Genomic DNA, 22,296 nt, shown 5'->3' with positions numbered 1-22,296 from the left:
TAGCTGAGCCGAATCTCAGATTCGAACTGAGGACCCCGAGATTACAAATCACGTGCTCTGGCCAACTGAGCTAATTCGGCTTATTTTGTATCAATAAATTGCTTTAGAACGCTTGCTGTTTTTGAAATCAGCGGCGCAAAGTAAAGAATTAATTTTTTAATCTGCAAAACTTTTTTCAAACTTTCAACACCTTTTTTTCTTTCAAAAAAAGTGGGTAAGCTACCTGTGTCGCACCGCTACAACCGCCTACCCTTGCTGCCTTCCGACCCTGGGGGGATTCAGCAGGAGCTGGTCGCACAGGACTTACCCGGCTGCAAAAGTAGAAAATTTTGATTTACCTCCAAATAAAAATCAGAAGTCTCGTAATTTTTATGACGCTTTCACGACTCATCAGGAAAAACATTCAAAAAAATAATTTGTAACTTTCAGTTCTCTTGGAGTTCTAATATTTTAAGTGAAACCAGATTAAAAAATAAACATATCTTTGTCGAACTTTACAAAAAAAACAATTATGGAACAAAAATCTGCATCTGTATGGAAATCATCCCTTATGTCAGGTATCTACCTGGGGATTGTCTCAATTTTAGTTTCTGTTATTTTTTATGTAACCGGAAACCCCTTCTCAAAAATCGCCCAATGGCTGGGTTACGCAGTGTTAATTGCCGGTGTTGTATTTGCTCAAATAAATTACAAAAAAGCACTGGGTGGAACCATGAGCTATGGACAGGCGCTGGGAGTTGGCTTGTTAACGGTAGTTTTTGCTTCTATCTTATCAAGTATTTATACGGTTCTCTTATACACGGTTATTGACCCGTCGCTGACGGAACAACTAAAACTATTTACCGAAGAACAAATCGTAAAACAAGGCCGAGTACCTGAAGAACAAATAGATATGGCAGTTGAAATGTCAGCAAAATTCCAAACTCCAACGATGATGGTAGTTATGGGAATTTTTGGCGGTGCGTTAATTGGCCTGATTATTTCTTTAATAACAGCTATTTTTACACAAAAAAAACCGGTAGACGATTTCACTGAATAAGAACAATCAAATTTAATATGGATATTTCCGTAGTTGTGCCCCTTTTTAACGAAGAAGAGTCGCTCCCTGAATTAACGCAATGGATTAAAAAAGTAATGGAAAAGTATAATTTTTCCTATGAAATTATTCTTATTGATGACGGCAGTCTTGATGAATCCTGGAGCGTTGTGGAAAAACTACAAACAAAAAATCAAAACATTAAAGGAATAAAATTCAGGCGCAACTACGGAAAATCTGCTGCGCTTTACTGTGGTTTTGATGCGGCACAGGGCAATGTGGTTATTACCATGGATGCTGATTTGCAGGACAGTCCAGATGAAATTCCCGAGTTGTACCGAATGGTTACAGAAGAAGGTTTTGACCTGGTTTCGGGATGGAAGAAAAAAAGACACGACCCGGTTTTAAGCAAAAACTTACCAAGTAAATTATACAACTGGACTGTTAGAAGGATGACAGGAATTAAACTGCATGATATGAATTGCGGGTTAAAAGCTTACAAGCGGAAGGTCATAAAAAGTATCGAAGTATATGGCGAAATGCACCGCTATATTCCGGTTCTTGCCAAGTGGGCCGGCTATAAAAATATTGGTGAAAAAGTAGTTGTTCACAGCGAAAGAAAATATGGCGCAACCAAATTCGGGTTGGAACGTTTTGTTCGCGGTCCGCTCGATTTACTCTCCGTAATTTTTATTTCAAGGTTTGTAAAAAGACCAATGCACTTTTTTGGTATTCTTGGAGTATTGATAGTGATTCTCGGAATCGCATCAGCAATTGTGCTTGCCGTGCAGAAAACACAACAGTTAAAAGCAGGAATATATGGTAACCTATTGACTGACAGCACATATTTTTATATCGCACTCACAGCAATTATCATCGGAGCGCAGTTTTTTCTTGCAGGTTTTCTTGGAGAGTTGATCTCGCGCAGCGCATCCGACCGTAACAAATACCAAATTGATAAAAAAACATTTTAATCAAATTACTATTTTGAATGACTGAGACAGAAGTTCAATTTCAACAGAAAAGAGAACCGGGTGATATTTTTTCTGATTCATTCCGATTTCTAAAACAGGAATTTAAGCCTATATCTAAATTATTTGCCATATATATTTTACCTTTTATCATCATTTACGGGATTCTACAGGTTTACGTCCAAATAAAAGTATTGGGGAGAGTAGATTTGAATAACCCGGATATGTTACTTTCAAATATCGGCCCCATTTATGGTAATGTTTTTATAATTTCCTTATTTGGAATTTTTGTGCAGTCGCTTCTTGGCGGAACATATTACACCTACATTGAATATTACATAAAAAAAGGAAAAGGAAATTTCGAATTGAGTGAAATCACACCTCTGTTTTTTTCCAACAGTTTAATCGCTTTAGGGGCTAACCTTTTACTTTTTATTGCTGTTATTGCCGGTGTAATAATGTGCATTATCCCCGGAATTTATTTCGCCAACACTTTTTCCATTGTAGTGATGATCCTCATTTTTGAAAAGAAGGGAGTTGGCAATGCTTTCACCCGTTCGTGGAATTTGGTAAATTCTCAATGGTGGAATACCTTTTTAGTCAATCTGGTTGGAATCATCATTATTTATGTGGTTAGCTTTCTGGTGTCTATCCCGGCAATGATTGCAGGAATTGGCTCAACAATGTTCAGCCTGCAGCAAACCGGAACAATAGACTATCCGCAATGGTACTGGATTCTTACGGGATTTTCAGTTATTGTTTCAGCCATATTGTGGATAATTCCTTACACTTTTCTGGCTTTTCAATATTTCAATCTGGATGAGCGTACAAAACCCAATCCACCACAAACTCAAAATTCACTGGAATAAAAGAAAGAGAACAAACCGTCTATCTGAACTTGCCTGGAAAAATTCATGGCCTTACAAAAAATGATGTTTGGGAAGTTCTTCAAAATAAAGCTATTGCTTTTAAAACGGAATATTAGAATGAATACCTGCCTCCGTTTTTAATATCATTCATACCTTTTTTGTATTCTGAAATTAATGTTTCCATAATTTCTTTTACCGGTTTAATCTCTTTGATTTGGGCTGAAACCTGCCCGATTTCCAGTTCTCCGTCATCCAAATCGCCAAGAAATATTCCTCTTTTTGCACGTCCTTTCCCAAGTAATTCCTGTAAATTTTCTGCTGTGGAACCATTTTTTTCAGCTTTATCCACCTGTTCAAAAAAATGATTTTTAATTAACCGCACCGGAGCCAGTTTTTTCAGGGCCAGTTTTGTCCCCCCCTCGTTTAATGAAACGACCAGCTTTTTAAAATCAGGGTGCGCCGATGATTCTTCAGAAATTGCAAAACAAGAACCAACCTGAACACCATCTGCTCCCAAAGCCATTACTGCCAGCATTGCCTGTCCTGTTGCAATTCCGCCCGCTGCCATCAGAGGTAAACCCGTTGCTTTTCGTACGGATGGAATCAAAGACAGTGTAGTCGTCTCCTCCCGTCCGTTGTGTCCGCCTGCCTCAAAACCTTCAGCAACGATAGCATCTACTCCCGCTGCCTCGCTTTTTTCGGCAAACAATGAACTTGAAACCACGTGAACAACCGTAGTTCCATGCTCTTTTAACCAGCCGGTCCATTTTTTAGGACTTCCTGCTGATGTAAAAACAACCGGAACTTCATTTTGCACAATAATTTCCATTATTTTATCAATTTCAGGGTAAAGCAAGGGAACATTTACACCAAATGGTTTTTGAGTAGCTTTTTTTGCTTTTTTAATGTGTTCATCCAGCACTTCAGGATGCATGGAACCAGCTCCAATCAATCCCAATCCTCCTGAGTTACTAACTGCCACAGCCAATTTCCATCCCGAGCACCAAACCATACCACCCTGAATCACAGGATATTGAATATCAAACAAATCACAAATTCTGTTCATAATACAATTTAAAATAAAAAAACGGTTGTGAATATAAAGGAAATTCGCTATTCCGAACGAACAATATTCTCTTCCAGCAGTGTTGTTAACACTTCTTTTGAAATCCTTCGTTTTATTTCTCCGTCTTTGGTAAATGAAATAGAACCTCTTTCTTCGGAAACAATAACAACAACCGCGTCGGTAGATTCGGTTATTCCTACCGCAGCACGATGGCGCAACCCCAGCATTTGATCCAACTCCTTTTGTGTTAGTGGCAGAATACAGCCCGCTGCTTTAATTTTATTTTCTTTAATTATTATTGCTCCGTCGTGGAGGGGAGAATTCTTAAAAAATATCGTGCGTATTAAGGACGATGAAATTCTGGCATTCAGCTTTTCGCCGGTGTTGATATAATCAGTCAGCTCCGAGTCGCCGGCGATTACAATCAAGGCCCCGGTTTTCGATTTCGCCATGGACACACATGCATCAACAAGGTTTTCAATCTGTTCCTGGTTAATAGTTTTCACTTTTGCTGTTCCAAATAATTTATCGATAGAAAGCAAGCGGTTTACGTTATAATTTGTTCCGATAAATACCAGAAATTTCCGGATTTCAGGGTGAAAAACAATGATTAATGCAAGTACCCCTACCCCAATAAACTGTCCCATAATTGAGCCAAGCAACTGCATATTCAGTGCCCGCACAACCAACCAAAGCAAATACAGCGAAAACAGACCAATGACAATATTAAAAGCCACCGTTCCTTTTATTAACCTATAGAGCTGATAAAGTAAAAGCGCAACCAAAAATATATCTAGGATATCAAGAAAACGGATGGTTATAAATGCCATCATTTAATTGTTGCTTTTATTTCACAAAAAATCTTTACGGCTTCAACAGCTTCTTTTACATCATGTACGCGTAAAATATCTGTTCCTCCCATTAATGCCAGTGTATTTGCAACTGTTGTCCCGTTTAGTGCAAATTCGGGTTTGGTTTCCAATGCTTTCCAAATCATTGACTTACGACTCAATCCAGCCATCACAGGAAGTTGGAACACTTTAAATGAATCGAGCTTGTTAAGTAACTCGTAATTGTGATCAAGATTTTTCCCAAATCCAAACCCCGGGTCTATTATTATGTCTTTTACTCCTAATTTTGTGAGACGTTTTACTTTCTCGCTGAAATAAGTCGAAATCTCTTTTATAATATCATCATATTCCGGATTCTCCTGCATATCACGCGGAGTTCCCTTTATGTGCGATAAAATATACGGCACTTCCAGTTTCCCAATCGTTTCAAACATTTTGGAATCCAAAGTTCCACCGGCTATATCATTTACAATCACCGGGCCAAACTCATCAATTATCCGAACCGCAACCCAGGAACGAAAAGTATCGATAGAAAGTGGGATCGCGGGAAATTTTTTTCGGATCGCTTCAACGGCAGGCAATAACCTTCCCAATTCTACCTTGGTAGAAATAAGTTGTGCACCTGGCCTGGTTGATACGCCACCAATGTCAATTATGGAAGCTCCGTCTTCAATCATCTTTTCGACTGCAGCCAGCAGAACTTTTTCGTCTTCCATTTTGCCCCCGTCGAAAAAGGAATCAGGTGTAACATTAATAATTCCCATAACTGCCGGTACGGATAAGTCAATTAGTTCTCCGCCCAGGTTTATCGAATTTTTACGTTTGAGGAACTTGCCCGCAGACTGGGTAATCAACATGAGTTAAAAACTTTTATGGTTTAACAAATTGTTAACTACAAATGTAAAACAAAACCATCCATTTTCCTCAAATTTTAATATTTTTATGCCTCATTTAACACTACAGATGGAGAAAACAAATCAACAGTACGATCAGGTAATTTCGCTGTGCAGAAACATTTTCCAGAAAAAAATGCAGGATTACGGAACAGCCTGGCGTATTTTACGCCCTATTTCATTAACCGACCAGATATACATAAAAGCCCAACGAATCAGAAGCATAGAAGAAAAAGGAATTACCAAAGTTGACGAGGGAATACGTCCCGAATTTATTGGAATAGTGAATTATGCAATTATGGGACTTATTCAGCTTGAACTGGGAACGTCGGAGAATGAACTATCGGAGCAGGAAACCCTTGATTTATACGATAAATATTTTGATACTGCCAAAAAATTAATGCAGGCCAAAAACCACGATTACGGCGAAGCCTGGCGGAACATGCGGATAAGTTCTTATACCGATTTAATTCTGATGAAATTAAAACGAACCAAACAAATTGAAGATAACCAGGGTAAAACAATCATTTCGGAAGGAATTGATGCCAATTATCTTGATATGATTAATTATGCTGTTTTTGCTCTTATAAAAATTGAGTTTGAAGCTTAAAAAGGATTAACTTTTATGAAAACACTGGCTCATATTTCGCGCATTTTGGTTGGAATAACTTTTATTTTTTCCGGATTTGTAAAAGGAATCGACCCGTGGGGATCGACCTACAAATTCACCGACTATTTTAATGCCATGGGTCTGGAGTGGTTAATCTGGGCTGCTTTCCCACTCGGGGTATTACTGTCGTTTGCTGAATTTGCCATTGGAGTTGCATTGCTTTGGAATGTATTCATCCGTTTCTTCTCGTGGCTGGCTTTACTTTTTATGGCATTTTTCCTGCCACTTACGCTTTGGATTGCAGTAAAAAATCCGGTAACCGATTGTGGTTGTTTTGGAGATGCACTTGTTATTTCAAACTGGGAAACATTTTATAAAAATGTAGTACTGATTGTTTTGGCAATTGTTGTTTTTAGTAAAAGAAAAACATTGGCAAAATCGGGAAAAGGAAAACTTAACTACATGTCAAGCGCAGTTTTTGCAATCGTATATATTGGCTTGGTTATCTATTCGTATAAGCACCTTCCCATTTTTGATTTCAGACCCTATAAAGTTGGAGTAAATATTCCTGAAGCGATGTCTTATCCTGACGATGCAGAACAGGAAGTTTACGAAAATATTTTTTATTACCGGAATAAGAATACCGGCGAAGTGGAAAAATTTTCTGAAGACGACTACCCGTGGCAGGATACCATAAACTGGGAATTTGATGATATGGAGTCGAATTTAGTGCAGGAAGGATACGAACCCCCAATTCATGATTTTACCATTACTACTCCTGACGATGAAAATATTATCGACTTTTTTATTTACGACGAAAATTATGTTTTTATGGTTGTTGCCTATAATCTCGAAAAAAGCGATACAGAAATCCAACCGGAAATCAACCAACTTGCTGAATGGGCACAGGAAAACAATTTTTCATTTATCGGTTTAACTTCCACATTGTTCGACAATTGTCTGAAATTTACAGAAGAGAACAATGTACCTTATGAGTTTTTTAACTGTGATGAGATTACGTTAAAAACAATCATCCGGTCAAACCCCGGGCTTGTTGTTCTGAAAAACGGAACCATCGTCGGGAAATGGCACTACAACGACATTCCGACACCTGCAGAGTTTCAGAATGAATTCATGAACAAATAGTTAATTGTGAAAATGAACACTTTGCGAATTTAATTTTTACGGACGAAGCTTGTATTTTTACGCGCAAAATTTTATATACCTTATAAACTAAATATCAGAAAAATGAGAAAAAAAATAGTTGCAGGAAACTGGAAATGTAATACCAATTTACAGGAAGGAATTGAACTGGCGAAAGCTGTTGACGCAGTTGTTGCCAGCGAAGGAGCCGATGACGTAGTTGTTGTTTTGGGGACACCTTTTACACACCTTACAAAAGTTGTTGAAAGTGTAAATACCGAAAGAATCGGTGTATCTGCTCAAAACTGTGCAGCTGAAGCAAAAGGTGCTTTTACCGGCGAAGTTTCTGCCGAAATGGTAAAATCAACCGGGGCTGAATATGTAATACTTGGCCACTCTGAACGTCGTGAGTATTACGGAGAAACCAGTGAAACACTCAACAAAAAATTAGCTCTTACATTGGAAAACGGATTAACACCGATATACTGCTGTGGTGAACCCTTGGAAATCAGAGAAGCAGAAACACAAAACGAATTCGTAAAAAAACAACTGGAAGAAACCATTTTTACACTTTCTCCTGATGATTTCAAAAAACTGATAATTGCATACGAACCAATCTGGGCAATTGGAACAGGTAAAACCGCTACCTCTGAACAAGCCCAGGAAATTCACGCTTTTATTCGTTCAACTATTGCCGAAAAATTCGGTGAAGAAATTGCAGAAGGTGTTTCTATCCTTTACGGTGGAAGCTGCAAACCAAGTAACGCAAAAGAATTGTTTGCAAACAAAGATGTTGACGGTGGTTTAATCGGAGGCGCATCTTTAAAAGCAGAAGATTTCCTTGGAATTATCAACGGATTCTAAAAAAAACAAATATACTTATCGTAAAAAGCTGCATATCCTGCGGCTTTTTTTATGCTTCTTTTTAAAGGATTAAACTTCAGATAAGATAAAAATTACATTCTTCTTTTATTTGTTTTTTAAAATTAAAAATTTACTACATTTGCCGCTATCGGAAAAATAAAAAGCCAGATTAGCGCCCCCTTAAACTACAAAATGTTAGCACCCGGAGTATTAAGAAAAGAACTTTTTAAAACTAAAAATATTAAAATTCGACACCATGAAAAACCTGATTTCTATTTTAACATTAGTCTCAATTGTTGCTCTTAGCGCCTGTAATTCAAAAAATAAATCAGATGAAATAGCCAATTATGCATACGAGGAAAAAACGGCTGAGCTAAATAAGGAACTACAAAACAAAGTTGGTGACTGGATTGCAAAAGGTTCGATTTGTTACGGGCTTGTTGTTGCTGTCGACGGAAGCGGAACACCTAAGCACGGAAAACCGGTGAAAGCAAAAGTGGTACGGATTTCAGACGATGAAATAAAAATGAAGGCGCTGGAAAAAATAAACATTGGTCCCAAAGAGGGATGTTCTGAAATGGGAATTTCAAAGGGAGAAACCTGGATGGAAAAAGACGGTGAACTGTTTCAAACAAAAGATGAAGCTGTTACTTATCTGAAAGACAAAGGCCTGTTTATGGGAGAATAAAAACCTTGCAACGAATTAAATGGACGACAGCCAGTTAATTGAACAAATATTAAAAAACAATAACCTCGCTTTTCGATCCTTAATTGAGAAATACAAAAAACTTGTATATAATACCATCTTCCGCATTGTGGGCAACCAACATGATGCGGAAGATATCTTTCAGGAGGTCTTTCTTCAGATTTTCAAATCATGCCAACATGTAAAAAACGAGGAAGATCTTACCATGTGGATTTACAAAATTGCCTACAATAAATCCATAAGTTTTATCCGGAAAAAAAATCCGGCCAAAGCGGAAAACCAGCAAGTACCGAAATCTTCGGATCAATCGTTCGGCAGCAACTATATAGATAATGAAACCCCGGCCAGGAAGCTTGAACAACAGGAGGCAGTATCACATTTGTTCCGGCTCATCGACGAGCTACCGGAATCACAGAAAAAAGTACTTTTGATGCATAAATTTGAAGGATTCTCTCAAAAAGAAATCTGTGAAAGACTAAAACTTTCAGCTACTTCAGTTGAATCATTAATGTACAGAGCTAAAAAGAATTTAAAAAACAGACTAACAGACTATTTCAAACATTAAATCTACAGAAATGGAGAGCAAAGGAAAAGCAGTAAAATGGTTAAATATTTTCTTATTGGTAATAAACATTTCGGCATTTGCAACCTTCCTGTTTATGAACAGCAGACAAGAAATCGGTTTTGACGATCAATACAGCTCCGATGAATTTTTACGTGACCGCCTGCAACTCAGCGACGATCAATACGAGCAAATCCTCGAGATGGACCAAAAAGTATTTCGGAATTACCAACTGCTTTTAGATATTGAGTGTGAATCAAATTTTGAACTTATAAAAGCTCTGTCATCTGAAAATACTTCCAACGAGGAAATTAGTGAAATAGTAGAAAAAATTGGTCGCTATCATGGCCTCGTAAAAAAACAAACCGTAAAACATTTTCAAAATATTAAAAGTATTTGCACCGAGGAACAAAAAGAACTTCTGGACGCCTTATTACTTGAAATGATGGAAGTTGGAGACCAGTGCCAGTACTGCAACAAAGAAAATTGTTCGCGAAGGAATCAAATAGAACAGAAAAAAAATTAATCTTTAGCGCCAGATTTTATTTTTAATTTCGTCTTAATACTCAGAGATGAATAACAATCAGAAAGAAAATACAGGTAATTCCGAGAAAAATGTAAAACAAACAACATTTAAAAATGCTGTTTTGGAAACAACAATTGACCAAATTCTGGCTGTTCTGGATACTGAGGTTGAGGTTCCGGAAGGACTGGTTGATAAAGTTATAAAAGAAAAAAATTCGATAAAATTATCTGCCGGAAACCGTTTCGATTTTTCAAAATACCTGCAAATTGCCGCTGTTCTTATTGCTGCCGTTTTATTGGGAGTACTTCTCGGAAAAAATGCCGATGTAAATTCTTTTCAAAAAAAGCAAAGTCAACAGAACAAAGCTTTGCTTGAGTTAAAAGACAAACATCACCTTTCAGAAAATTATTCATTCGGAAGACTTTGATCAAATTTGAAATTTATTTTAAATTTTATTGAGACCAAGTCTAAATAAAAAACATTATTTTTAAATTTAACCACGCCTAAAACGTAGTGGTTGTTATTTTTTATTATGAAATTAAAAACCAAAAACGCAAACTGGCCGCGTCTTGTAGCCCAGTGGGGAGTAATTGCATTTATTTTAATTTTAGCATTTTTCCCTTCAATCCTGAACATCACCACACCTGATTTCGAGGCATACTGCCCGTTTGGAGGACTTCAGGCTTTAGGAAGTTATTTGTTAAGCGGTGCTCTTTCATGTACCATGACCAGCGCCCAGATTGTTATGGGAATCCTGTTGTTTACCGGGATAGTTTTGTTAAGTAAACTATTTTGCTCATACATATGTCCGATAGGCACCATTAGCGAATGGCTGGGAAGACTGGGAGATAAATTAAAAATACGTTTTACCATTAAAGGATTTGCCGACAAAGCATTACGTTCTTTAAAATACATATTGCTTTTTATTACGCTGTATTTTACGTTACAGTCAAACGAATTGTTTTGTAAAAAGTTTGACCCCTATTTTGGGGTAGCGTCAGGATTTAACAGCGATGTTGTAATACTGTATGTTGCTATTTCAATCGCTTTGGTTGTATTCGGTTCAATATTTATAAGGCTGTTCTGGTGTAAATATTTATGTCCTCTTGGAGCCATTTCAAATATTTTTAAGTTCACACTATTTTTTGCAGCAACATTGGCTGTCTACCTGATACTTCTTCAACTGGGAGTATATATTAGTTATGTATACCCGCTGGCAGTTGCCTGTGCCGGAGGATACATTATTGAATTAACCGGACACCAGAAAAGTAAATTTTTCCCTGTTGCCAAAATTACACGAAATACCGACAGTTGTATCGATTGTCAGCTCTGTTCAAAAAAATGTCCGCAGGCAATTGACGTCGCCAGTTTAAAAACAGTAAAACATGTTGATTGTAATTTGTGTGGCGATTGTTTACTGGTGTGTCCGGAAAAAAATACGCTGACAATTAATAAAAAAAGAAACTGGAACCGCGTGCCGGTAATTGCGACTGTTTTGCTTGTTATCCTTGGAATTACTTTAGGAAGTGTTTGGGAAGTTCCTACTATTGATGAACGGTGGGAAGAGCCTGAGGTAATTGAAAATGCAGCTGTTTTTAATCAGGCCGGATTAAAAAACATAAAATGTTATGGTAGTTCAATGGCTTTTGCCAATAAAATGAGAAACGTTGAAGGAGTTTACGGTGTTGCTACTTATGTAAAACATCACAGAGTAAAACTGTATTATAACCCGGAAATTTTAAACGATGAAAAAATACAGGAGTTATTATTTACCCCCCAAAAGAAACCGATTCAACCTTTGGCTAAAGGAATCGATAAGGTTTATGAAGTTTCACTGACGCTTGAAAACTTTTTTGACAGTTTTGATTTCAGCTACCTGAGTATTTTGCTCAAACAAAAGACCGATGCCGTTGGCGTCATTTCGGAATATGCCTGCCCGGTTATTGTAAAAATTTATTTTCCGGAAGAAGTAAAAAATGAGGAAGAACTTATATCGATTTTGGAATCGGAAACACTTACTTATGAGACAACTGCAGGGGAATCGACAGTAAAATTAAAATACGAAGTTGCCAGCAAGCCGGAATACAAAACGATTACAAGGAATGAATATGTCAATTTGTTATTTTCACCCTACCAAAGTGTATTTAACAAGCGAACAAGCTACAGCAACGATGTGCTAAACTCGTACCTGCTTCCCCTGGGAAAAAACAGAGGATTACGAAGCCGGTTCCCATACATTGTCAGTCATTTGTCAAATGATAACGGAATCGTTGAATTCAAAACAAAACTTGACTCTACAATGGAAGAAGTTGCCGAAATTTTTTATGTTGATACATTAACAAACGAACAAAATATAATTGATGCACTTTTAAAAGACTCGTTAAGCATTACCTATACCAACGGAAAAACAGCGAAAGTGAAAAATATGTTTGATTTTAATGAAACGTTAAGCGCCTCAAATCAACCGGAAAACAAATAAATAATTAAAGCACCATAATAACTCAAAAAAATCTCGCGTATGAAAAATTTTACATTATTAACTATTTTAAGCTTTTTGTCCCTGTTAACTTTTGGACAGGAGGCAACATTCAATTGGCAACAAGACACCATTTCTTCCGGAAATAATCTGCAGGGCATGACGATAACCGGGGATTCAACTGCTGTAATCATCGGATTTGACAACACCTTCAAGAAAATCACCGAAGGCCAGATGAAAGATATTAAAGCTTTTGACGCCATGTATGATTACATTGGCTTAAGTTCGGGCCAAAACACTACCGTTCTTACTTCCCGAAAATCAAAATTGGTTGACTACCCTTCAAGCGGAAAACCTGATGTTTATGCCAGTGGAGTTATGTTGAAATCGAACGACATGGGTAACACATGGACATTAATGGATGTTTCAAAAATAGGAACAGGAGATGATGCATCCATAAATCCAAATGCCGAAGGAAGCTATGCCAAGGATATTTTTGCAGTAGGAGTTTACAATAATGATACTATTCTTGCTTATTCCGGTTGGTATGATGTAAGCTCCGGTGACAGTGAATCAAGAGGGGCTGTTTTCAGAACCAATGATGGAGGCTCAACATGGGAGGCTATCACGCCGGATTTTGGAAGTAAAATCATAACCTCTATAAAAGTAGATGATTCTTTGGCTTACTTTGGAGGTTATAACAAAATGTATGTTACCAACCTGAACACAAACGCTTTAACCGATTTATACCCTAACCTGACTGTTGGAACAGACAGTAACCTGTATATAAGCTCGGTAACATTAAAAACTGCTCAGGAACTTTATGTAACAACTACTTCCGACGGTATTTTTAAAACTACTGACGGAGGTCAGACCTTTACAAGGATTGATGATTTTGGCGGAGGCAATGATTTATGCATCATCAACGACTCCACTTTAATTGTGCTTGGCAGTTCTGCCAAGTCAATGGTATCAACCGACGGCGGTACAACCTGGGCCGGATGTTATCCTGGAAAAACATGCTACTCCATTGGTGGTGTCTTTCAAGATACCTTATACGGTATGGCAGATACCTATGCATATAAAATTGCGGTTTCTGATTTAATTGGAAAAAACTTTAACTGGGTAGTTAGCCCGGAATTGAATGACGCTGGAGAAAATCTCCAGAAAATGGCCATTTATAACGAGAATAATGCCTTAATCATCGGTTACTCCGAAATGTGTAAAACCACAAACGACGGAGGTATGACCTGGCAAACTGCGACATTACCTGCTGATTTTAATGAAGACATTGAATTTGATTTTACCAGCATCAGCGCCAATGGAAACGATGCTTACAGTACAGTCAGACGTTTTAAAATAGCGGACTTCCCCTCTGATAGCGAAGTGGATGATTATTACATGGAAGGTTTAATTATCAGCACAACCGACAATTGGGAAAGTATTTTAACAATTGATATTTCAAAAATTGGAGAAAACGACGGTGATGACGCAACCTTAAATCCACAGTTGGATGGATGTTATGGCTTAAATCCTTATACTATTGCATGTGTGGATGCCAATACTGCTTATGTATATGCCAACTGGTATGAAACAATTACTGAAGGAACCGCAAAAAGCAGAGGACGCGTATTTAAAACCACCGATGCCGGTGCCACCTGGTCAGGAATTACCGAAGATTTTGGAAACTCCTACATCAATGGAATCGAATTTATCGGAGACCTTGGTTTTATCGCCGGAAGTAACGTATTGTATAAAACAACTGATGCGGGTGCAAACCTGGAAGATATTTACCCGAATTTAACAGCAGTAAATGACGGAGACAGCAGTATTTTCATCAAAACAATTGTTTTAACTGACGAGAATACTTTTTACCTCCCAACTACTTCCGACGGTGTTTTCTACACAAGTGACGGCGGTGCTACTTTTACCAAATTGGAAGGTGTTGACGGCTGCAACGATTTTTATGCGTTGGACGGAAATTCGTTCATGCTGCTGGGAACAACCTCAAAATCATATTTTACCAATGATGGAGGTACTACCTGGCAAAATCCCAATGTGGGTAAAACGGTTTACAGCATTGGCGGAGTTTATCAAGACACTCTTTATGCCCTGGGCAGCGGAATCCTTTATAAAGTTGCAGTTAACGATCTTGATATCACAACTTCATCTCCGTTAATCACAAATACAAATGCAATCCAACTTCAATACCACAGTGATCACATTAGTGTGGTTTCTTCGAAAGATTATATTGAAAGTTGTTATGTCTATTCCATTTCAGGGAAACTGGTAAAGATTATCAAACCAAATTCGAACATTTGCCAGCTAAACAGCTACGATTATAAGCCCGGAATTTATATCGTTGCAGCAATGGTGAAAGGACAACGGTTTGTGGATAAAATAGTATTTAAATAAATTTCAAAAAAGAATAACAGGGAAATTTTCCCTGTTATTCTCCTATTTCTGTAAAAATTTCGTGATTAAAAATTACATGTTGAAAAAGCTGTATATACTGTTTCTTATTTCGTTCGCTGTTTTTACCGCTCCGGTTGCGCTCGCCCAAAATAATATCAAAATAAGCGGTAAAATTACCGATGCAGTAACAAACGAGCCCCTGATGTATGCCAACGTTGCTTTTGTTGAATTGGCTATAGGGACAACATCGAATGAAAACGGGGAATTTACCTTTGTTTCGATTCCTCCGGGTACATACACATTTTCGGTGACTTACATTGGCTATACAGAATATTCGATAACAGCCGATTTTACCAAAGATGTGGATTTAAAAATTAAACTCCGGCAGCAGTCGCTGGGTTTGAAGGAAGTTACAGTTACAGCGGAAAACTCTAAAACCGGAGCTACTTCTTCAAAAATAAAAAGTGAAGCTATCAGTCATGTTCAGGCTTCCAGCATAAAAGATGTGTTACAACTCATCCCGGGGAACATTTCTGAAAATCCGGATCTGTCGGAACCTGGAAAAATTAGTATTCGTGAAATAGGGACAGATATAAACAGCGCTCTGGGAACAGCTGTAATCATCGACAACATTCCGGTTTCCAACGACGGAAACATGCAGCAAAGTATCGAAAGCTTAAACGATATGTCCTCCAATTCCGGAACGGGTGTTGATTTACGTTCCATTCCCGTGGAAAACATCGAATCAATAACTGTAGATGTTGGAATTCCTTCAGCTGAACACGGAAACCTGACTTCCGGCGCAGTACACATAAAAACAAAAGCCGGAGGTTCGCCTTACAATGCAAAACTAAAAGCCGACCCCCACACCAAAGAAGCATATCTAGGAAAAGGATATTTGCTAAAAAACAACAAGGGCGTAATCAATGTAGATCTCGGATACACTCAGTCGTACAATAAGCTTGTTGAACAGACCGACCTTTACAAACGAATTAATACCACGGCAAAATATTCAAAAACATTTTTCAGAAATCGCTCCCCGCTTCAAATGGAACTAAAACTGGATTTTGTAAACAGCCTCGACGGGCAGAAATGGGATCCGGATATGATTTTGGAAGAAGAAAACTATTCAAAAGACCAGGAAATAAGAACAAATCTTTCTGTCAACTGGACACTTGACAAAACATACATTACAAATTTGTCTTTTGATTTTGGCTACGAAAAAACATGGCAGGATGGCTATGAAAAAACATGGGAGCAGTCATCCAGCGGTCCCAGCTTTTTTACAACTGCCACAGAAGATGGCGAGTATGAGATTTCTTACGGTCCTTCTTCCTATTATTCTGAAGTTAACTATGACGGTCGGCCTTTTAACATCTATTCAAAACTAAAAGCAAAACTTTTAAAAAAGATGGGGGTGTTCAGCAATAATGTTTTGATTGGTGCTGAATGGAGAACTACCGGAAACAACGGACAAGGAAGAATTTTTGATGTAGAAAGACCCCCCTCGGGCGCCGGTACCCGGCCCCGGCCTTTTACCGATATTCCTTCACTAAACCAATTTTCGTTGTTTGCTGAAGATAAAGTCCTGGTAGAGCTTGGTACTACGGAACTAAACATCATGGCGGGAATACGCATGGATAATATTCAACCCGACGGGCTTTTTACTACCAGCGGGAGCATTGGACTCGACCCAAGAATTAATATTCAATACGAAATTTTGAACCGGAAAAACAATACACTTTTCAGAAACCTGAGCCTAAGAGCAGGTTACGGTCAAACAACAAAAGCCCCTACACTGGCTCATCTGTATCCTGATAAAAAATACAATGATGTTGAAAGTTTTAATTATTATCCCGATTTGATTGTATATACAACAGATGTAGTTGAAGACACAAAAAATTACGATCTGAAACCATCTACAGGGAACAAATATGAAACCGGAATTGATTTTCAAATTGATAAAATTTCGGGCAGGGTTACCTTCTTTTACGAAAAATACGAAGGCGGATTTGATTTGGACCAGATTTATTATCCAATCGCATATCGTGATTATAATACCATAGATGCCGGCTTACACCCATATTATGTGCCTGGCGACGGAATTTATTATACCGATGAAAGCACTGGTGAAGCGCAAGCTGTTGGATACGAAGAGGATGTTACATTCAGGACTTATTCGGTATACAGAAACGCCAGCCAGCGAATTAAAAAAGGGATAGAATACAGTTTGAATATTGGAACCATACAAGCGATAAGGACTTCGTTTAACATTGCCGGTGCCTGGTTTTATACCGAATCATTTACTGACGGAGCACCATATTGGGAAAGAGTATATTATACCACCTATTCAGGGAATACCAGCTCACAGGAATCTTTCGCAGTCAAATTTGCTGATGAACATGGCTATGGGAATGTTGCCGAAAGGTTGAATACAAATTTTAGCATAATAAACCATATTCCGGAACTCAAACTACTGATTTCTTTAAATACCCAGGTAATTTGGTTTGAAAAAGACCGAAGAAAACTTTATCCCGGCAAATTCAAACTTTACAGCCTCTCCCAGTTAAGAGATTATTTGGGAAATCCTGACTTATTTATCAACGAAGACGAAGAAGAAGACTACTATTTTTTACCTGAAAGTTACAAATTTTATGACAATGTGGAACATGAATATACCATTGCCGATTTTCAGGACCAGTTACACCAAACAGCAATTGAGAAACTATCTAAATTTCGGTTTGGAGAAGAAACAATGCCAGTGTTGTTAAAATGTGATATAAAAATTTCAAAAGATATAGGAGATCGTTTTAAACTTTCTTTTTATGCCAATAATTTTCTGAACATCAGACCATGGTACTTAACCAGTCGCGAAGGTAGATATCGAAGACGTAACCAGGTACCTTATTTTGGCGCAGATGTAAAAATGCAGTTTTAAATTTAAATGACGTGAAAAAGTATTTAATTTTCCTACTCGTAATTGTAGCCGGTTGTACTGATGTGTACAACGTACCTTCAACCCTGGAGCTAAAAGTTCTGGTAAAATATCCGGTAGAATTTAGTGAAGGTGCTCCAATCGGGAACGCAACCGTAAAAATAACGAACGTACAAACCAACAGGGAATACGAAAACTTAACCGACGAATCAGGCCTCGCAACATTCGAAGTCCGCGGGGGGAACTATGATGTGATGGTGTCGCTTACAGAAGAACATGAGATTGAAATAGACAACTACCCAACGCGCAAGACCATCCTTTTTAATGGGGCGCTAACAGGTGTGGTTATCACCGACTCTGGCGAAACGCTAACCATTCAAACCGACTATTCCATTCAAAGTGAAGGATTTGTAATTAAAGAGTTATATGTTTCCGGCTCAAGAACCCCGGAGGAAGAAAGTTATGGCGCCGATAAGTTTTACGAAATTTATAATAACTCAGCGGATTTATTGTATGCCGACGGATTGTGTTTTGGGATACTATATCCGAATACCACTTTCCGTCCAACACCCTATGTTGACGAAAACGGAGACCTTCTGGACAGGCTTCCGGTTTGGAGTTTTGTTCCGATTGTTCCGGGCTCAGGGCAGGAACATCCCATTCAACCAGGTGAATCTTTTGTTGTTGCATTGTCAGGACTAAACCATAAAGACGATCCAAACGGAAATCCAAATTCCATTGATCTTTCCAATGCCGACTGGGAACTTTATGTAGAAGACGGAAAATATGTTGACATCCCGTCGGTTCCAAACATACTTATGCAAAGAATAACTATTGGTTCAGCTATGTCGTTCGACCAGCGTGGAACACCAAGTATTTTATTCCGTCTTCCCAGCGACGATATTGAATCTATCTTTACAAATCCGGATAACTACTATCAGGCACCGGGAAGCATTTTTAGCTGTTTTATGGTACCCAAAAGTTGGGTGATAGATGGCGTTGAAAATCCAATACTGGATGATCGTGGAGTATATAAACGCCTGCCCAACGAAATCGATGTAAGCTATATTCAAACACGGGGTTCACTTGAAGGTGTTTCCATTCGCCGAAAAGTTAAGGAAGTAATTGACGGACGTGTAGTTTACCAGGATACCAACAATTCAGCAGAGGACTTTTTAACTAATCAGGAACCACAGCCTGGTATAATTTCAGCGAATTAAACGTAATGAAACTTTTCAGAAATATTATATTGCTTTTTATACCGCTGGTATTTTTTGCCCCACTTTATGTGGCAGCTCAGCCAGTCGATTCTGTAAAAGATTGTAACTCGGTAACAACCAAACAAATAATGCTACTGCAAACTCCATGGTCGGAATCAAAAAATGCTGCTGCATTAGTCTATTTTGGTTGCGACAGCAGAATTGCTTCAGCGGCGGTTTATTCTGAAATACAGGATAAATATTACCATCTGTTTCAGGAAGGAGATGCCCGGTTTCAGACCGGATTTTTTACTGACGGTTATGTAAATCTCAACAAATGGAAATTCTATGGGAAGTTTAACTATTTCAGCCAGCAGGAAAAAAATACAAAATGGGTACAGGTAATGGAGCCGTACAACGACAATCCATACATCGTGGGAGACTCCATCGGCGGAGATTATTCCAAAGAATATTTTATTATGGAAGGGAAAGGTGCCTATCAGGTAAACAACAAATTCTCTTTTGGATTCGATGTAAACTATACAACCGGTGTTGGCGCAAAACGCAAAGATCCAAGACCCGAAAACACCATCACAACTTTTGATATTTCCCCTGCAGTAATTTTCGATTTTGACAAAATTAAACTGGGTGCAAATTTCCGCTATCTAGGCAGTAAGGAAGACATTGAGGTTTCAACTGTAACAAGTAAAACATTCTATATCTTTCATTTTAAAGGGATGGGTGTTTACAGTTCCACTCCGGAATTTGACGATCGGGTCCACATCTCAAATCAGTTAGGAGGCGGTTTGCAGTTTAATTTTAACGGGAGGGAGATGAAAAACCTTACCGAAGTAAATTTTTATAAAAAAACCACCGACATAAAAAGAGGTGAAACCTACCCGTTGCAGGTAGTATTGCTCGAAAAATTTAATACCGATGTTTCCTCCACTTTTCTATTTTCACCGGAAAGCAAAAAAATAAAAAAACTGAGACTGTATTTTAACGACAAACGTCTGTACGGACACGAGCCTGTTGTTGAACCCAAGCTTGAAGCCGTTTCTTATCAATGGTCAACAGCGGCCAAATATACACTTTACTGGCATAAAGAAAATGAATATGGATTTGATTATTCCTGGTATAAAATTATTGACAAAAACCATTTTAACTGGGGTGCAACGCTTTCAGGAAAGTTAAACTCAAGCGAAAACACTTACTATTTTGTACCCGAGTTTAACAGGCAAAAATTAAATCTGCTGTATATAAATGCTCAATTCGAGAAAGGATTTCAATTTAACAAAGGAGATTTAGTATTAAGTTTTGACGGCGGATACCGAAAAGGATTTAACGACAAACTGGAAATTATCGACGATGAAGATTTGCTGTCAACTGTAAACACTGATTTTGTCAACCACGACTATGAATATTTTAACTCCGGACTTTTGCTTTTTGGTGCTTCTGCAAAAGCCGGGAGAAACATATATTTTTATCAAAATCCCATTCAGGCCTTTACTGAGGCAGGGATTAAACACACGATTTCCGATCTTCCGGGAAATCCAACATCAACAATTTTTGAGGTAAAACTTGGAATGAACTTTTAATAAAAATTGAATGAACGCTATTGAATGTAGAAACCTGACCCATTATTACGGGAAAAAGCTGGTTTACGAAAACCTGAATATCAATGTTCGGGAAGGAAGTATACTGGGACTTCTCGGAAAAAACGGCGCAGGAAAAACAACAACGATAAACATTTTAAATGGATTTTTACAGCCCCGCAGCGGTGAATGTTTAATTTACGGTGAAAACACGCAACATCTTTCACCGGAAAACAAGGCCCGGATCGGTTTTTTGATTGAGGGACATATTCAGTATTCTTTTATGAATATCCATCAAATCGAAAAATTCTACTCCGGTTTTTATCCGAAATGGAATAACGAACCTTACTGGGAACTGATGTCGAAATTAAAGGTAACACCCAAACAAAAAATTTCGTCAATGTCTTGCGGACAACGTTCACAGGTGGCTCTCGGTCTGATTCTGGCACAGGATCCGGATTTACTGATTCTAGATGATTTCTCCATGGGGCTCGACCCGGGTTACCGGCGGTTATTTATCGACTATCTGCGCGAATATGCAAAATCGAAAAACAAAACCATTTTTACCACATCGCATATCATTCAGGATATGGAACGTTTAATCGACGATGTACTGATTATGGATTACAACCGGGTTCTGGCGCAACGAAACGTAAATGATTTTATGCGGGAATTCAAGCAGTTCTATTTTGAACTTGAAAATCCGGAAATTAATCTTTCAAATGAAGACTTTGTTGCCAACTTCGAAAAGGTACATAACAAAGTGGAATTGTATACTTATGAAACAGAAGATTTTGTAAAGAATTTCCTTTCAAAAAACGGCATTGCCCACGTCAACTTTCAAAAAGTGGAAATGGGACTGGAAGATGCGTTTATTGGTTTAACCGGAAAATATTAAAAATATGTGGAAATCAGTGATATATAAAGAATGGCTAAAAATCCGATGGGTAGTCATTATATTTGGCGGCTTGGGAATACTGGCCGTTGGGAATATTTTTCTAAAAGTACAACACGATTTGGTTTTTAACGAAGCTACCAACTACTGGTACTTTATTCTTTTTCAGGGATACCAGTTCTTTGGCTACGGGCTTTTCAAATTTATTCCAGTACTTGGGGCACTGGCGGTTGCTGTTGCTCAATATTTTCCGGAAACTGTAAACAAAAGAATAAAATTGACTTTTCATTTGCCTTTGAATGAAAACAAAGTGCTGCTGATGATGATGCTCTTTGGCACGATTTGCCTGCTGGCCATAGATGTAATTATGTTCTTATTGTTTACGTCTTTAAGCCTCTTGTTTTTCCCTTCTGAAATCATCATTGCAACCTTGGTTTCTACCGCGCCCTGGTTTCTGTGCGGATTTGTTGTTTATTTTTTGGTAGCCCTTATTGTGTTGGAACCAGTGTGGAAATACCGTTTTATGTATATTATTGTTGCAGGGGCCTTTGTACCTATTTATCTGGAATCGGCCGAAACCGGTGGTTACGCCCCGGCACTGCCTCTGCTCATATTATTTACGGTTGTATTAAGTATTTCACTTCTATTTTCAGGATACCGCTTTAGAAAAGGAGAAATGTAATT

At 38.1% G+C, this 22,296-nt stretch carries 20 protein-coding genes, 1 tRNA gene and 1 other RNA gene; 17 read left to right on the top strand and 5 right to left on the bottom strand.

Annotation, left to right across the window (positions count from 1 at the left end; translation table 11 throughout):
- Positions 1 to 6 precede the first annotated feature (6 nt).
- Together GM418_RS18375 and ffs are read right to left on the bottom strand one after the other, a co-directional pair.
- Positions 7 to 80: transfer RNA gene (locus GM418_RS18375), tRNA-Thr, on the bottom strand.
- Positions 81 to 209: 129 nt separating this feature from the next.
- Positions 210 to 309: signal recognition particle sRNA small type (ffs, locus tag GM418_RS18370), an RNA gene on the bottom strand.
- 202 nt (positions 310 to 511) lie between these two features.
- Between ffs and GM418_RS18365 the strand changes: the two genes are divergently transcribed.
- Genes GM418_RS18365 through GM418_RS18355 form a run of 3 tightly spaced genes read left to right on the top strand, consistent with a single transcriptional unit; the run spans position 512 to position 2,876 of the window.
- A complete protein-coding gene (locus GM418_RS18365; RefSeq protein ID WP_158868706.1) occupies positions 512 to 1,039 on the top strand; it encodes a DUF4199 domain-containing protein in 528 nt (175 codons plus the stop codon).
- Between the two features lie 17 nt (positions 1,040 to 1,056).
- Positions 1,057 to 2,010 (top strand): glycosyltransferase family 2 protein, encoded by a 954-nt coding sequence (locus tag GM418_RS18360; protein WP_158868705.1) that lies wholly within the window; start codon positions 1,057 to 1,059, stop codon positions 2,008 to 2,010.
- Between the two features lie 17 nt (positions 2,011 to 2,027).
- Positions 2,028 to 2,876: a DUF7847 domain-containing protein gene (locus GM418_RS18355; protein ID WP_158868704.1), complete on the top strand. Its 849-nt coding sequence runs from the start codon at positions 2,028 to 2,030 to the stop codon at positions 2,874 to 2,876.
- Between the two features lie 112 nt (positions 2,877 to 2,988).
- Here the strand turns inward: GM418_RS18355 and GM418_RS18350 are convergent, their stop codons facing one another.
- From GM418_RS18350 to folP, 3 genes are read right to left on the bottom strand one after another with little or no spacing between them, the layout of a single operon-like run.
- On the bottom strand, positions 2,989 to 3,942 hold the full coding sequence (locus GM418_RS18350) for an NAD(P)H-dependent flavin oxidoreductase (RefSeq protein WP_158868703.1): 954 nt from the start codon (positions 3,940 to 3,942) through the stop codon (positions 2,989 to 2,991).
- Between the two features lie 47 nt (positions 3,943 to 3,989).
- A complete protein-coding gene (gene cdaA / locus GM418_RS18345) occupies positions 3,990 to 4,775 on the bottom strand; it encodes a diadenylate cyclase CdaA (protein ID WP_158868702.1) in 786 nt (261 codons plus the stop codon).
- Entirely contained in the window at positions 4,772 to 5,650 is an 879-nt protein-coding gene (gene folP, locus GM418_RS18340) for a dihydropteroate synthase (RefSeq protein ID WP_158868701.1), read from the bottom strand. The genes cdaA and folP overlap by 4 nt, the downstream gene beginning before the upstream one ends.
- Before the next feature lie 106 nt (positions 5,651 to 5,756).
- On the opposite strand from folP, the gene GM418_RS18335 reads away from it, so the two are divergent.
- The 14 genes from GM418_RS18335 (at position 5,757) to GM418_RS18270 (ending at position 22,294) form a co-directional block, all read left to right on the top strand.
- Entirely contained in the window at positions 5,757 to 6,296 is a 540-nt protein-coding gene (locus tag GM418_RS18335; protein ID WP_158868700.1) for a DUF1599 domain-containing protein, read from the top strand.
- A gap of 15 nt (positions 6,297 to 6,311) precedes the next feature.
- Positions 6,312 to 7,442, top strand: coding sequence for a BT_3928 family protein (locus tag GM418_RS18330; RefSeq protein ID WP_158868699.1), 1,131 nt, complete (start codon positions 6,312 to 6,314; stop codon positions 7,440 to 7,442).
- A gap of 102 nt (positions 7,443 to 7,544) precedes the next feature.
- Positions 7,545 to 8,303 carry a triose-phosphate isomerase gene (gene tpiA / locus GM418_RS18325; RefSeq protein ID WP_158868698.1) on the top strand — a complete coding sequence of 253 codons (759 nt, stop codon included), beginning with the start codon at positions 7,545 to 7,547 and terminating at the stop codon, positions 8,301 to 8,303.
- Between the two features lie 256 nt (positions 8,304 to 8,559).
- Positions 8,560 to 8,991 carry a hypothetical protein gene (locus GM418_RS18320; protein ID WP_158868697.1) on the top strand — a complete coding sequence of 144 codons (432 nt, stop codon included), beginning with the start codon at positions 8,560 to 8,562 and terminating at the stop codon, positions 8,989 to 8,991.
- 19 nt (positions 8,992 to 9,010) lie between these two features.
- Positions 9,011 to 9,574: an RNA polymerase sigma factor gene (locus GM418_RS18315; protein ID WP_158868696.1), complete on the top strand. Its 564-nt coding sequence runs from the start codon at positions 9,011 to 9,013 to the stop codon at positions 9,572 to 9,574.
- Between the two features lie 10 nt (positions 9,575 to 9,584).
- Positions 9,585 to 10,097 (top strand): hypothetical protein, encoded by a 513-nt coding sequence (locus tag GM418_RS18310; RefSeq protein ID WP_158868695.1) that lies wholly within the window; start codon positions 9,585 to 9,587, stop codon positions 10,095 to 10,097.
- A gap of 46 nt (positions 10,098 to 10,143) precedes the next feature.
- On the top strand, positions 10,144 to 10,524 hold the full coding sequence (locus GM418_RS18305) for a hypothetical protein (RefSeq protein ID WP_158868694.1): 381 nt from the start codon (positions 10,144 to 10,146) through the stop codon (positions 10,522 to 10,524).
- Between the two features lie 105 nt (positions 10,525 to 10,629).
- Positions 10,630 to 12,576 (top strand): 4Fe-4S binding protein, encoded by a 1,947-nt coding sequence (locus GM418_RS18300; RefSeq protein ID WP_158868693.1) that lies wholly within the window; start codon positions 10,630 to 10,632, stop codon positions 12,574 to 12,576.
- A 39-nt stretch (positions 12,577 to 12,615) separates the two neighbouring features.
- Positions 12,616 to 14,988 (top strand): hypothetical protein, encoded by a 2,373-nt coding sequence (locus tag GM418_RS18295; RefSeq protein ID WP_158868692.1) that lies wholly within the window; start codon positions 12,616 to 12,618, stop codon positions 14,986 to 14,988.
- 76 nt (positions 14,989 to 15,064) lie between these two features.
- On the top strand, positions 15,065 to 17,926 hold the full coding sequence (locus GM418_RS18290; protein ID WP_158868691.1) for a TonB-dependent receptor: 2,862 nt from the start codon (positions 15,065 to 15,067) through the stop codon (positions 17,924 to 17,926).
- Between the two features lie 11 nt (positions 17,927 to 17,937).
- Positions 17,938 to 19,143 carry a DUF4876 domain-containing protein gene (locus tag GM418_RS18285; RefSeq protein ID WP_158868690.1) on the top strand — a complete coding sequence of 402 codons (1,206 nt, stop codon included), beginning with the start codon at positions 17,938 to 17,940 and terminating at the stop codon, positions 19,141 to 19,143.
- 5 nt (positions 19,144 to 19,148) lie between these two features.
- Positions 19,149 to 20,720, top strand: a complete 1,572-nt coding sequence (locus tag GM418_RS18280) for a DUF6850 family outer membrane beta-barrel protein (protein WP_158868689.1) — start codon at positions 19,149 to 19,151, stop codon at positions 20,718 to 20,720.
- 10 nt (positions 20,721 to 20,730) lie between these two features.
- A complete protein-coding gene (locus GM418_RS18275) occupies positions 20,731 to 21,615 on the top strand; it encodes an ABC transporter ATP-binding protein (RefSeq protein WP_158868688.1) in 885 nt (294 codons plus the stop codon).
- Between the two features lie 4 nt (positions 21,616 to 21,619).
- Positions 21,620 to 22,294: a hypothetical protein gene (locus GM418_RS18270; protein WP_158868687.1), complete on the top strand. Its 675-nt coding sequence runs from the start codon at positions 21,620 to 21,622 to the stop codon at positions 22,292 to 22,294.
- Positions 22,295 to 22,296 lie beyond the last annotated feature (2 nt).

This window comes from Maribellus comscasis (assembly GCF_009762775.1).
In the GTDB taxonomy this organism is placed as follows: Bacteria; Bacteroidota; Bacteroidia; order Bacteroidales; family Prolixibacteraceae; genus Draconibacterium; species Draconibacterium comscasis.
Note: the sequence above shows the minus strand (reverse complement) of the source record. Positions and strands in the feature narration are given on the sequence as shown.